Annotated in this window: 10 protein-coding genes and 1 pseudogene; 5 read left to right on the forward strand and 6 right to left on the reverse strand. The window is 39.4% G+C overall.

The genetic code is table 11. The features are described 5' to 3' along the window. Positions 1 to 33 precede the first annotated feature (33 nt). Positions 34 to 786, reverse strand: a complete 753-nt coding sequence (locus tag H2677_RS01695) for a sulfite exporter TauE/SafE family protein (protein WP_151690669.1) — start codon at positions 784 to 786, stop codon at positions 34 to 36. 196 nt (positions 787 to 982) lie between these two features. Between H2677_RS01695 and H2677_RS01700 the strand changes: the two genes are divergently transcribed. Continuing rightward, the gene (locus tag H2677_RS01700) at positions 983 to 2,092 is read left to right on the forward strand and encodes an HPP family protein (protein WP_212639025.1); all 1,110 of its coding nucleotides are present in this window, start codon (positions 983 to 985) and stop codon (positions 2,090 to 2,092) included. A 64-nt stretch (positions 2,093 to 2,156) separates the two neighbouring features. Here the strand turns inward: H2677_RS01700 and H2677_RS01705 are convergent, their stop codons facing one another. Continuing rightward, on the reverse strand, positions 2,157 to 2,426 hold the full coding sequence (locus tag H2677_RS01705) for a PspC domain-containing protein (RefSeq protein ID WP_004760601.1): 270 nt from the start codon (positions 2,424 to 2,426) through the stop codon (positions 2,157 to 2,159). A gap of 343 nt (positions 2,427 to 2,769) precedes the next feature. Between H2677_RS01705 and H2677_RS01710 the strand changes: the two genes are divergently transcribed. Next, positions 2,770 to 3,438 carry a hypothetical protein gene (locus H2677_RS01710; RefSeq protein ID WP_212639026.1) on the forward strand — a complete coding sequence of 223 codons (669 nt, stop codon included), beginning with the start codon at positions 2,770 to 2,772 and terminating at the stop codon, positions 3,436 to 3,438. A 53-nt stretch (positions 3,439 to 3,491) separates the two neighbouring features. On the opposite strand, the gene H2677_RS01715 is transcribed toward H2677_RS01710, so the two are convergent. Further along, positions 3,492 to 5,315: an acyl-CoA dehydrogenase C-terminal domain-containing protein gene (locus H2677_RS01715; protein WP_004951716.1), complete on the reverse strand. Its 1,824-nt coding sequence runs from the start codon at positions 5,313 to 5,315 to the stop codon at positions 3,492 to 3,494. A 239-nt stretch (positions 5,316 to 5,554) separates the two neighbouring features. On the opposite strand from H2677_RS01715, the gene H2677_RS01720 reads away from it, so the two are divergent. Further along, the gene (locus tag H2677_RS01720; protein ID WP_212639027.1) at positions 5,555 to 7,876 is read left to right on the forward strand and encodes a hypothetical protein; all 2,322 of its coding nucleotides are present in this window, start codon (positions 5,555 to 5,557) and stop codon (positions 7,874 to 7,876) included. A gap of 50 nt (positions 7,877 to 7,926) precedes the next feature. Here the strand turns inward: H2677_RS01720 and aroE are convergent, their stop codons facing one another. Further along, entirely contained in the window at positions 7,927 to 8,715 is a 789-nt protein-coding gene (gene aroE, locus H2677_RS01725; protein WP_212639028.1) for a shikimate dehydrogenase, read from the reverse strand. Between the two features lie 217 nt (positions 8,716 to 8,932). Here aroE and H2677_RS15985 point away from each other — a divergent pair. Beyond that, positions 8,933 to 9,073 (forward strand): annotated as a pseudogene (locus tag H2677_RS15985) (histidine phosphatase family protein); the annotation flags it as partial. A 58-nt stretch (positions 9,074 to 9,131) separates the two neighbouring features. Here the strand turns inward: H2677_RS15985 and hemF are convergent. Then, positions 9,132 to 10,073, reverse strand: coding sequence for an oxygen-dependent coproporphyrinogen oxidase (gene hemF / locus H2677_RS01730; protein WP_004951723.1), 942 nt, complete (start codon positions 10,071 to 10,073; stop codon positions 9,132 to 9,134). A 131-nt stretch (positions 10,074 to 10,204) separates the two neighbouring features. Beyond that, positions 10,205 to 10,807, reverse strand: coding sequence for a GTP cyclohydrolase II (gene ribA, locus H2677_RS01735; protein ID WP_005403269.1), 603 nt, complete (start codon positions 10,805 to 10,807; stop codon positions 10,205 to 10,207). A 306-nt stretch (positions 10,808 to 11,113) separates the two neighbouring features. On the opposite strand from ribA, the gene dxs reads away from it, so the two are divergent. Beyond that, positions 11,114 to 13,009: a 1-deoxy-D-xylulose-5-phosphate synthase gene (dxs, locus tag H2677_RS01740; protein ID WP_212639029.1), complete on the forward strand. Its 1,896-nt coding sequence runs from the start codon at positions 11,114 to 11,116 to the stop codon at positions 13,007 to 13,009. Positions 13,010 to 13,123 lie beyond the last annotated feature (114 nt).

Consider the following 13,123-nt stretch of genomic DNA (forward strand, 5'->3'; position numbering starts at 1 on the left):
AATATTAAGTTCTGCCATCTATGTAAAATCTTTTTAAATCATGTTGATTCCCTGCCACAGTGCATTGGTACCGAGTACAGTCAAAATGACTAAAATAAGGCGTTTGAATTTTTGTTGGGAAATATGAATTCTGATCTTAGAACCAAGATAAATAAAAAATAATGAAAAAATCGTAATTGAACACAATAGATATATTTGTGCCTGATCAAAGGTCAAAAGCGTTGGGTAGAGTATCGAGAGCTGGATTAATTTGCTGGCAAGAAAGCTAATGTTGGTAATCATCACGATATCATTTTTACTATGCTGTGTACTTAACAAGTACATCATCAAAAATGGAGCCATCGCATTGGTTGCGCCTCCGATCACACCTGCAAGCAACCCAAATATGAGCATGTTTTTAATTGAGCGACGTAGGTGCAAAGGTTGCGATCTAAATTGATCTAATACATAGAGCCAAATGACCATCCCTAATAACAGCTTGAGATAACTTTCATCAATATAAAGCAGTAGCATTACGCCAAAAAGGCTTCCAATCAGGCTACTGCCGATAAGACTCCAGTAATTTTTTACATAATATAATAGGGATATCGGGGCTTTTTCATGCGTCCCTAACACACTTAGATTCATGATAATACAAGGAATAAGTACCATCGCGACGGCAGTCTGTAGAGGGTGAAACAGAGACAATGCTGCTGTACTGATCATCGGAAATCCGAAACCACTCAGACCATGTAGTAATGCTGCTAATGCACACAGCAGCAGTGTTAAAAACTCAGTTTTATACAAAACAGTTCTCTAGCACAGTAATAAATTGATCAATCATCGGTGTTGGTTAATTTATAATATTTGGTAAAAATTACTTGAATAATAGATTATCAGATTATCTCATATCTTTAAGATGTAACTTGAATACACCTTATTTGGCTTTGCGCGTATACTTGCTTCGTTCGAAAATCAAAACATCCAACCAGCAAGGTGCATTGTGAACTTGACCCAATTAGACTGGATAAATTTACTAAAACCTAATTATAAAGTTCTTCCAGTGAAAGAACGTCTGTTCTCAGGCTTTGGCGCACTGTGTGGTTTGGCGATTTCTTCTTTGATTAGTTGGTATGTATTGGGCGGGATGAATGTCTGGTATATCGCGCCGATGGGTGCATCTTCCGTTTTATTGTTTGCAGTTCCAAATAGTCCATTAGCCCAACCTTGGAATGTGGTGGTTGGTAATACTTTAGCTGGATTTATTGGGGTGGCGTGTACCCAGCTTTTACCTGATTTAACCACAGCATTTAGTGTGGCTGTTGGATTGGCTATCTTTATGATGATGACCACAGATTCATTACATCCACCAAGTGGTGCTGTTGCTATTACTGCGGTTCTGGGTGGAGAGGCTGTACATAAGCTCGGCTTTCATTTTATCCTTTACCCTGTATTACTCAACTCAGTTTTATTACTTGTTTTTGCAGTGTTTTTTAATCGACTGATTGGGCGAAATTATCCGACTATGCCTCATCTGAATGAACGCTCCAAAGACCCAACACCTACTCAAAAAGTATCGATTCAACCCAAAGATATCGAATATGCCTTAGAGCAACACACTGAACTATTGGATATCAGCCAATACGATTTAGAGAAAATTATTTTAGAAGCACAAGAGCATGCGAATGAGCGATTAAATCATTCGTTCGTATGTCAGGACATTATGAGTCGAGATGTAATTAAATTATATGAGAATGACGATATTCATCAGGCTTTGGACAAGTTTAAATCGGTTAATTTAATGAGTCTGCCTGTTGTGAATGATCAAGATCAATTAGTTGGAACTCTGGCATTGTACGAAGTTGTTGAGTGGTTCAAAGGAGCCACTGATCCGCGAAATTCTTGGCAACATTATGTGAAACAGATTATGAGTCGTCGAGTTGTGAAAGTTGATCCATTACAACCGATTCAAGATCTTGTACCTTATTTTGTTGAAAAATCTTTTAATTATATTCCTGTGGTCGAAGAGCTGCGTTTAATTGGAATTATTAGTCGGGCTGATATGATTGCGGCCTTGCATCAGCAAATTAAACAACAATCTTCAGTATTTTGAGCAAAAAAAAGCTACGGTTGTATAGGGGTAAATCCAACCGTAGCGACCAAACTAAAAAATAAGATTAGCGTTTGATTCCTTGATCTTCATACACTGTTTTAACAGGTTGGTTGTAACCTTGTACGTGCTCAACTCGATTCGCCTGTCTTTTTGGAATGACTAACCACATAATTAAATACACCAAAATACCAGGGAAAGCGGCGCTCATAATTGAAATAATCACAAAGATTAAACGTAGTAAATTCGCATTCCAACCAAAACGTTCCGCAATACCGCCCATTACACCAGCGATCATGCTTTGTTGGTTTGAGCGATATAAACCAGAATTGGCCATCGAGTTTTTCTCCTTAAATAAATGAAACAACAGGGAAAAATCAAAAAATTGAGATAATGTGCTGTTGTTATATTAGAGATAGGGTCAAATTCATTTTTTTAAAGTTTCTGTAAGCGAGAGAATAGTTACGGTATGTAAAGAATTGATGGAAAAACCGACACTATCGCCTAAAATGCACCGACTTAACGCATCTTGCGATAGCAACCTGCGATTTCAGACTCATCGTTACTTTATTTCTATTCCTTCTGTAGATGTGTAAATGTATATCCTGTTCTTTAAGATTTACACGGGGTGGAGAGGTCTTGAATAAAATGAACGATGTTGATGTTAGAGAATGATGAATATGCAGTTTCGGTTATTCTTACAGCCCCTCAGTGTAGGAACTCTATTGCTTTTAGGTTTGACGGCGTGTGATGGTCATCATCCTGAACCAGCGATATCACACAGTCAAACCCAGCCTAAACCTGTTGGGGTGGCTGTATCGACTGTGCTTGCAGATGATCAAGCGGTTACCAGTGAAGGTGTTGCTTTAACTGAGGTAGCAGGTCAGGCAACCATTCCTCATGTCGTATCGAAACATATGGAAAAACCATCACCGCAAGATTTGATCTATGCGGGGCGTTATCATGCGCGTATTCCATGTTCTGATCCTTTTGCTGGATGTGTGAACAATGAAAACGAAGCCGAATATATTATTAATTTACTAGATGATGGATCTGTATTTTGGACCAATACCAGCTTTGGACGTTTGGGCACTGATTCATCACAGAATATTGCCAAAATTGAACAGACCTGTAAGCAGGTTCATTGGCATGTTCATAAAGATCAAAATGAAATCATGATTCGTTGTGATGCAGCGGATGTGAATTTGTACTATCAAATTAATGCGAATCAAGATTTGGTGATGAATTTAGACAAGATTTGGAATGGTGATCACGGACAAAATCGGAAGTTTTTTAACGAATATCCGTTTCCTAAGAAAGCCTATGTTTTTGAAAAAGTAAAATCATGATGGATTTAAATATAAAAAAGAGCGCTTAAGCGCTCTTTTTTATGCAGTTTCGATTAGTAATCGAAGCTGAAGTGTTCTGGTGCAAGAGAAGTCAATGTACGAGAAGTCGATACCATTGATTCTGCATGACCTTGAGCACGTGGCAATAAACGGTCAAAGTAGAAATCTGCAACTTTGATTTTTGCTTTATAGAATTCTGGAGTTTCAGCGCCGTTACCAGCTTCTAATTTTTCAGAAGCGATTACAGCTTGTTGAGCCCAGAAGTAAGCCATCATTACATAACCAGAGAACATCAAGAAATCAGCAGAAGCAGAAGATACGATGTCACGGTCTTTACGCGCTGCAAGCATGATGCGAACAGTTAATGTATTCCATTGAGCGCAAAGCTTAGTTAAGTCCCAAGCGAAGCGACGTAAATACTTGTTGCGAGCATGTGCAGCACAGAATTTTAAGATTTCAGCAGTATAGTCACGAACGACTTTACCTTTTGAGCTTAAAAGAACTTTACGACCTAATAAGTCAAGTGCTTGGATACCCGTTGTACCTTCATACAATGTTGAGATACGTGCATCACGTGCGATTTGTTCCATGCCCCATTCTTTGATGAAACCATGACCGCCATATACTTGGATACCATGGTTTGCAGCTTCCAAACCTAATTCAGTCAAGAAACCTTTAAGAATTGGCGTATAGAAGCCTAATTTGTCATCAGCAGCTTCATAAGCAGCTTGGTCGCCGTTTACAAGAGCATCAGTCATTTTGTCAGCAAGTTTTGCAGCGTGATAAATCATTGCACGACCGCCTTCAGCTACAGCTTTTTGAGTTAAAAGCATGCGGCGAACATCTGCGTGGTGAATGATCGCATCAGCAACACGCTCTGGCTCTTTTTTACCAGAAAGTGCACGCATAGACATACGGTCTTTCGCATAAGGTAAAGCACCTTGGAAAGAAAGTTCAGCGTGTGCGATACCTTGAACAGCTGTACCAATACGTGCAGTGTTCATGAAGGTAAACATTGCATGTAAACCTTTGTTGATTTCGCCGATTAAGTAACCAGTTGCGTTATCAAAGTTCAATACAGCAGTTGCAGAAGCACGGATACCCATTTTGTGTTCGATCGAACCACAAGAAACCGTGTTACGCTCACCTACACCGCCATCAGCAGTTGGGATGAACTTAGGTACGATGAATAACGAAATACCACGAGTACCAGCAGGTGAATCTGGAAGACGCGCAAGTACGATGTGGATGATATTCTCTGTTAAATCGTGCTCACCTGCAGAGATGAAGATTTTAGTACCAGAGATTTTGTAAGTACCGTCAGCAGCAGCTTCTGCTTTAGTTTTTACTTGACCTAAGTCAGTACCACATTGAGGCTCAGTTAAGCACATTGTGCCAGACCAAGTACCTTCAACGAGTTTAGGCATATATGTATTTTTTTGCTCATCAGTACCGAATTGCATGATCGTGTTCATACAACCTGTACTTAAACCAGGATACATTGTGAACGACCAGTTCGCAGTACCCATCATTTCTGATTTGATAAGGTTTAAAGACATTGGTAAGCCTTGGCCACCAAATTCTTCTGGATAAGAAAGACCTTGCCAACCACCCATTACGAATTGGTCGTATGCTTCTTTGAAGCCTTTAGGAGTAGTTACTTCGCCGTTGTTAAAAGTACAACCTTCTTCGTCGCCAGACTGGTTGATTGGAGAAAGTACGTTTTCGCAGTAATCAGCCGCACCTTCAAGAATCATGTCAACTGTATCAGCATCAGCATTTTGACCACTTGTCAAAGTTTGGTAATGTGCTGGATAATCGAACACTTCATTCATTAAGAAGCGAATATCACGGAGCGGGGCTTTATAAGCTGGCATAATCTTAATCCTGTATTTGAATCGTTGTGGATTATCTGTATCAGTACTTTGATTATTCACAGTGGTGATAAAAATACATTGATAAACACTGTGGAAAAGACTGTCAGAAAAGCTAATTAAGGCTAAAAACACTTAGTTGAAAATTCAATTTTCTGCTAAAGTTTTAGACTCGTTTTGAATATGAAAATGATCCATTTAGTAATTGAAAATATAACGATATAAAGGTGTTTGATAAAGCTATGCGTTTAAAATATTTAACATTATGTTTGTTTGGTCTTAGTATTTCAGGTTGTTCTCAGCATGTCATTAAAACCAATTCAAGCTCTTCTAGTTTAGAGCAAAAAGCAATAAATAGCATCAATGCGATGTACGAATATCCGAGCTACGACTATCGGGGGAAATTTAATATTCATGTTGACCTTGATCAGCATAAAACTGAAGCAGATCAACAGAAAGATGTTTTAGATGCTGCTTTGAAACAAAAGGTTGATCAATATCTGCGCGAGCAAAAAGTCAATTTGGATGCAAAACAAAAACAAGCACTATATAAAGCTTTGGCAGAGCAACCGAAAGGTTTGGGCAATAGCAAGTTTGATAAATTTGCTCGAGTAATGGCTAACATCTTAAATGATATGCAATTTGAGTATGATGGATCTGTGCATTATCGTCAAAAGATGGGCTCGTTTAACCTCACTGCTCGTTATGAAAAGCCAACCTTATTGGTTCAAGCAAAAGTTCCGATGGTTTTGGATTTAAATAACTACAAGTTCTACATCAATTATTTTGCATTGATGCCGTACTTGGTGAATAAAGAAAATCAGAACAATTTAGCGTATTTAGATTTTTCAAAATACCAAGGCTTGTTTAAACAAGTCGATTACAAGAAATTTGCAGAATATATCAAAGCATCGAGTGCTATTTACTATCGTTTAGCTGATCCAAACAGTATTCAAGCTTTGTCGGTGAGTTCTGCTGATCAAGCTGCGGGTGTGGTAGAGAAAATTCGTTTAAAAACCACAATTGAAGAGCTGGTTCTGCAAGCGAATCTCTATAGCAAAGTGAATGAAAAATACTTAATGCAAAGTATTTTGAAATTTGATGAGCAAAATCTTGAAAAATTGATTTCAGAGCAAGACAAAACAGACACTGCTTCAAAGGCTGAACAAAGTGGCACTTTATTAAATTCAAAGGCAGCAGCTGATGATGCGAGTGTGGTGAGCCAAGAGTTGTATCGTTTAGTGAATCAACACTTTGGAGTAGAAGAGCCAGAGGATGAATATACTGAAGAGGCAGATGCAACCAAAGTCGCAGCAGAGGATGTGGCTCAAGAAGCTGAAGATATCACAGAAGAGGCTGATGCCGTTGCAGAGTCTGCCACCGCGACAGAACAAGTGCTAACAGGCGAGCAATGTACAGCATTACAAAATACTGCCAAAACAAATTTTGGTGATATTCAGTATTGTCAAACCATGTACGATGTTGATGTTTTGGGTGAGCAGAAAACGCCATCAGGTTTCTTGTCTTATATTGAAAAATTGGTCGCAGTTGAAAAAGAGTTTGTTCAATACGATCAAAATCAATTTATTGATGATCAGGGCTTTAAAGCACTTTGGCTGAAGCATCAAGCAGACATTCAAAAAGCATTACCACCCGTTGAAAAGCGTAATCCTTTCGTGATGGATGTTGGCTTGGATGCACAAGGGCGTGCAGTCAAACTTGATTATGACTTAAATTATGCACTGCCTGAGCTGAAGTCGAGCTTTAATATCAAAGCAGATATGCTGGTGACAAATTACGGTAAAGCAACCCCGATTGATCAAGCTCAGTTAAAGCAAGCTAAAACATGGGCGGAAGCAAGTAAGGGTTCTATCCTTGAACAAGCGATCGGCAGTTTCTCTGAAAAATTAGGTCAAACAGGCATTCAAGAGCGCTCAGCACAGCCTTATACATTATCTTTGGATGATCAGCTCAAAGTAATTGCTGAGCAGCGTTACGATGCTACACAGTCATATGAACAAACCTACAAAGCGGTGTTCATTGCTAAATTGGTTGAGAGTAATTCAAGTCTTGCGAAACGTTACACTTCTCAAGAGTTACAAGAAGTCGCAAGTGTCTATGCTTATTGGTTCTCAGATGAAGAGGTATATAGTCCTGAAGGTAAGGCTCTGAAACAGATCGAAAGCTTACAGAAAAAACACCATTTGGAGCAAGAAGATCAGTTTGATGATAAGTTGGGTCAAGCCGTAAATCGTTTAGTCACAGATGCAATGCGTGGTGACCAAGACCGTCAGCAATGGAAAAAGCTAAAAGCTCAATATAAGCAACCACAGCAATTGTTTGCGAAACAATATCAAATCCAGTTTGAACAAACCAATGGTATTTCGAGCGAAGAAAAAATCTTATTGGAGCAAACAGCGAATGTGCTGGGGCAAGTATATATAGACGCACGTAAAAATCAGCTTTCTGATAAATCATTGAAGGCATTGAAAATTGAACATAATGAATTTATTGATTATGAAATCTTCAAAGATGTTTATCAGAAAATGATAAGCACAAAATAATTCAGTTAAAAAAGAACCTGCATCATGCAGGTTCTTTTTTATGGTTTGATTTATAAGAAATCTTTTAATTCAGGTTTCACGCCATTCCAAATAGAGAAAGCTTCAATCGCTTGCCCCACTAGCATGCCGAATCCATCTGTAGAGGGGACTTGTCTAATAAGGGCTTGATCAAGGAAACTTGATGGTTTTCCGTATGCCATTTCGTAGGCGTGATGAAAAATAAGTGTTTGAGGTAATTGCAAAGCTTCACCCGTTAAACTTGCCGAAGTCGCATTAATGACGATGTCAAACTCACCTGTCAGTTGATCTAGGCAGATTGCATGTAGTTTAGTATCGGGCACAGCCGTTTTTAAATCTTCAACTAATTGTTCTGCACGGGCTAATGTACGGTTGGCAATCACGATTTGTTTTGCACCAGCTTGAACCAGAGGATAAATCACACCGCGTGTTGCGCCACCCGCACCCAAAATTAAAATACGGCTATTTGCTAAGTTCCAATTCAAAGCTTGTATTGCCGCAACTAAACCTTGCCCATCGGTATTATCACCATATAGTTGACCGTCTTGCATCCATAAAGTATTGACTGCTTTGGCAATCTTGGCACGTTCAGTGAGTTGGTCACATAACGCAAAAGCCTGCTCTTTAAATGGAACAGTGACATTCATGCCAACACCGTTTTGATCGAAGAACGCTTTAACTGCGGACTCGAAACCATCTAGCGGAGCAAGAATTTTTTTATAATTCAAATCAACGCCAGTTTTTGCTGCAAAAGCATGATGCAATTCTGGTGAGCGGGATTGTTCAATTGGATTTCCAATAACAGCAAATTGTTTGGTCATGAGTCATCAGCTTGATTGCGGTGGTCAAAGTTTATTAAAGATACATGGTGTGCCGCAATATTGATTTACATCTCGCACCATATGACAGGCTGATTTAATTTTCAGAACATGTTCAGATAAGACTGAATTTCGCTGAGGTTTATACAAATTATATTATGAGTATCTTTCTCATTCGACATGCCGAAAGCATTGCAAATATTAATCATCGTAGTGATTGTCACACGGACAATTTTTACAGTTATTGATTACTTTGATCAAACAGCCTCAAAGTTTGAGTAAGTCTTTAATGCAAAATTTTAGATCAGATTTAATTCATAACCCTATCAAGAACACTGAGATCTTTATATTTAGAACTTAAATGAATGTACAAATAAAATACATCCCTGATTTATAAAAACAGGGATGTAAAGTAGGGATTATTTTGTTAAACCTAACCAATCTCTTGGTTTTAAATAATAATCTGTAAGTCGTTTCTCTGACGAGTCAGCGTCCCATTCTGGACGATACGACCAACCTGCTAGATTCGGTAAACTTACTAGAATTGACTCAATACGCCCACCAGTTTGTAAGCCGAACAAAGTGCCACGGTCATAAACCAAATTATATTCTACATAACGCCCACGACGATAAAGTTGGAACTCACGTTGCGCTTCTGTATAGGGTTGCTCACGATGCTTTTCAAAAATAGGTAAGATCGCCTCTAAGTATCCATTTCCAACGGCTTGCATATATTTAAAACAAGTTTCGAAATCCCACTGATTGAGATCATCAAAGAACAGCCCACCTACGCCGCGTTGTTCATCACGATGCTTTAAATAAAAATAATCATCACACCATTGTTTATGTTCTGCATAAACATTTTCACCAAAAGGCTTGCATAAGTCATAAGCGGTTTGATGCCAATTTTGAATATCTTGATCATCTGGGTAAAAAGGTGTCAGATCGAAGCCACCACCAAACCACCACACAGGATCTTGACCTTCAGGTTCGGCTACAAATAAACGAACATTAGCATGTGAGGTTGGAATATTAGGATTTTTAGGATGAATGACTAATGAAACGCCCAAGGCTTGTGCTTTTGCACCAGCAATCTGTGGATGCCGTTCTGTCGCTGAAGCAGGTAGTTTGCTGATGTTAATGTGGGAAAACATCACCCCACCTTTTTCGATTACTTCACCATTTTGTAGAACTCGAGAGCGACCACCACCGCCTTCGGTTCTTTCCCAATCATCAATGATAAACTCAGCGGTTCCACCGCCTGCACGTTCCTGTTGCTCTAAACCTGCGCAAATTCGTGCTTGTAGATCAAGTAAAAATTCACGGACACGTTGAATATCAGCTGAAGTTGGATGCTGCATGATGATCCTCTTGAGGTGATCTATGTATTAGTAACATCAAAACATAAAACCATAAAAAAAATAAGGGATTTTTAATCATTCTGATTAAAAATCCCTTGATTGCTTTATTTTTAAACGTTTAAGAACGTGAATCAGAAGTCATCTTTTTGATAGAGATGATCCATACGCTCACGTTTGGTCTTTAAATATTGCTCATTGAACGGATTTTTTCCAACAGTAAGTGGTACACGTTCAACAACATTAATACCAAGATCGGTCAGTGCTTTAAGTTTTAGAGGATTGTTAGTAATCAACTTAACCTCTTTGACTTGGAGATGATCGAGCATAATACTGCACATATCATAACGACGTGCATCAGCAGGAAGATTCAACAGAAGGTTAGCGTCAACCGTATCATGCCCTTGATCTTGGAGTGCATAAGCTCGGATTTTATTGGTCAATCCAATGCCACGACCTTCTTGACGTAAATAAAGGATGACACCTTGACCTGCTTCATTGATCAAACGTTGGGTTGCTTGCAGTTGAGGACCACAGTCACATTTCAGTGAGGCAAAAGCGTCGCCCGTAAGACACTCTGAGTGAATACGAACTAAAACAGGAGTATTTGGTGGAGTTTCTAAACCTTTAGAAAGCGCCACATGTTCTTCACCCGTCTTTGGGTCTTGAAACACGGAAATATTGAAGTCACCGAAAGCAGTTGGTAGCTTTGATGTTGCAATAAATTCAATCGGCACAGATTTATTCACCATTATCAGAAAAACTGTCAAAGTATAGCCTAATGTGTGAAGATTGCGTGAATTAGAATGTCTGATTTTTCACACAAGTTTTTCTTTTTCATACAAAGCACATAATAATAGTTGATAAACAGTGACATAATTCAGGATAATCTGATGGCTATACTGTAAATGTATGCAAGAGAATGTTCAGCACTACATCATTCGCACATGTGGCTGATTGAAGGTGCATCATGTTTAATTGTATGATCACCCCCATTTAACCCAGCTTCGGATTTGCCAGGCTTAAAAAGGCTTTGCCACATTATGTTGTATACCGAAATTCCAACTCAACGCCCTGTTACGCCATTGTTGGATGAAATCGATCATCCTGAGCAATTACGTCAGCTCGAGCAAAGCCAACTCCCTCAAGTGGCAGATGAGTTGCGTCAATATATTTTGTATGCAGCAGGACAAAGTGGTGGTCACTTTGGCGCAAATTTAGGTGTGATTGAACTGACAGTTGCTTTGCACTACTGTTTCAATACACCAGATGATCGTTTAGTTTGGGATGTAGGGCATCAAGCATATCCACACAAAGTCCTGACTGGACGTCGAGAACGTATTACCACAATTCGTAGTAAAGGTGGTTTAGCTGCATTTCCAGCACGTGATGAATCTGATTTTGATACTTTCGGTGTAGGACATTCTTCAACAGCAATTTCTGCTGGATTAGGGATGGCACTGGCTCGTCGTTATCAACAAAAGCCGTGCGAAGTTGTTGCGATTATCGGTGATGGTGCAATGACGGCAGGGATGGCTTTTGAAGCCATGAATGATGCTGTTGCACATGATGCTGATCTAATCGTGGTATTGAACGATAATGATATGTCGATCTCATGCAGCACGGGTGGTTTTGCAAAACATCTCGCTGCGATTTGGGAAACGGGTCAATTGGTCAATGTAAATGAACAGGGCGAAGCTTATGTTCAGCCACATCCAAAATGGACATACAATTCGCGTTTGCATCAATCTGCAACAGATGCAGCTGATAACTTATTTAAAGCGATTGGTTTTGACTATTTCGGACCCTTTGATGGGCACAATGTTGAACAACTTGCTCAAGTCTTCCACGCATTAAAAAAACGCAAAGGTCCTCGATTAGTCCACGTTTACACTAAAAAAGGTAAAGGTTTCGCTCCAGCAGAAGCAGATCCGATTACCTATCATGCCATTACTAAGATTACACCTACTGCTTCAGCACCAGTTAAAAAATCACCACCTAAATATTCAGATGTATTTGGACAGTGGTTATGTGACGAAGCTGCACAAGATGCACGTTTATTAGCGATCACACCTGCAATGTGTGAAGGTTCTGGGATGGTGAAGTTTGCACAGCAATACCCTGAACGCTTTTTTGATGTTGCGATTGCTGAACAGCATGCAGTCACTTTAGCAGCGGGTATGGCGTGTGAAGGTTTAAAGCCTGTTGTCGCGATTTATTCAACCTTCTTGCAACGTGGCTACGATCAGTTGATTCATGATGTGGCATTGCAAAATTTAGATGTCACCTTTGGTATTGATCGTGCTGGTTTGGTTGGCGAAGATGGTCCAACGCATGCAGGTGCATACGATTATGCCTATATGCGTACTGTACCTAATATGGTGATTATGGCGCCAAAAGACGAAAATGAATGTCGTCAAATGCTACACACTGCATATCATTATAAAGGTCCAACAGCAGTTCGTTACCCGCGTGGGGCTGGAACAGGTGTAGAAATTCAACAACAAATGACTGCTTTAGAAATTGGTAAAGCTGAAATCGTTGCAGAATTTAATTTGGATGCAGATCAGCAGATCAGTATTTTGGCTTTCGGGAGTCGAGTGGCAGCTTCAGTCGAAGCAGCGCAACAATTTGCGAATAAGCATGCAATAGGTGTGCGTGTGGTAAATATGCGTTTTGTGAAGCCACTAGATGAACAAATGATACGTACACTTGCTAAACGAACTCAGCTTTTCGTAACTGTTGAAGAACATGCCGTGATGGCAGGTGCGGGAAGTGCAGTAAATGAATTCCTCGCACAAGCAAAAATCGTAAAGCCAATCCTCAATTTGGGTTTGCCAGATGAGTTTTTACATCAAGCTACACATCAACAAATGCTCGCCGATTGTGGTTTGGATGCGCATGGGATTTTAGCTTCAATTGAACGTGCTTGGTTTTAGATAAAAACAGAAATAATTTTTCGTAAACATTTTTCCCCTAAAAGCCCTTATATTTGATAGAATGTAAGGGCTTTTATGCATTATTCTTTGTCAAAATCTTCAAATTTGTAGTGG

The organism is Acinetobacter junii (genome assembly GCF_018336855.1).
In the GTDB taxonomy this organism is placed as follows: Bacteria; Pseudomonadota; Gammaproteobacteria; order Pseudomonadales; family Moraxellaceae; genus Acinetobacter; species Acinetobacter junii.

What these genes read in the sequence shown, in the direction of transcription:
- H2677_RS01710 (WP_212639026.1), top strand. Translation starts at nt 2,770, where the DNA reads ATGCAGTTTCGGTTATTCTTACAGCCCCTCAGTGTAGGAACTCTATTG.
- dxs (WP_212639029.1), top strand. Translation starts at nt 11,114, where the DNA reads ATGTTGTATACCGAAATTCCAACTCAACGCCCTGTTACGCCATTGTTG.
- aroE (WP_212639028.1), bottom strand. Translation starts at nt 8,715, where the DNA reads ATGACCAAACAATTTGCTGTTATTGGAAATCCAATTGAACAATCCCGC.
- H2677_RS01720 (WP_212639027.1), top strand. Translation starts at nt 5,555, where the DNA reads ATGCGTTTAAAATATTTAACATTATGTTTGTTTGGTCTTAGTATTTCA.
- H2677_RS01715 (WP_004951716.1), bottom strand. Translation starts at nt 5,315, where the DNA reads ATGCCAGCTTATAAAGCCCCGCTCCGTGATATTCGCTTCTTAATGAAT.
- hemF (WP_004951723.1), bottom strand. Translation starts at nt 10,073, where the DNA reads ATGCAGCATCCAACTTCAGCTGATATTCAACGTGTCCGTGAATTTTTA.
- H2677_RS01705 (WP_004760601.1), bottom strand. Translation starts at nt 2,426, where the DNA reads ATGGCCAATTCTGGTTTATATCGCTCAAACCAACAAAGCATGATCGCT.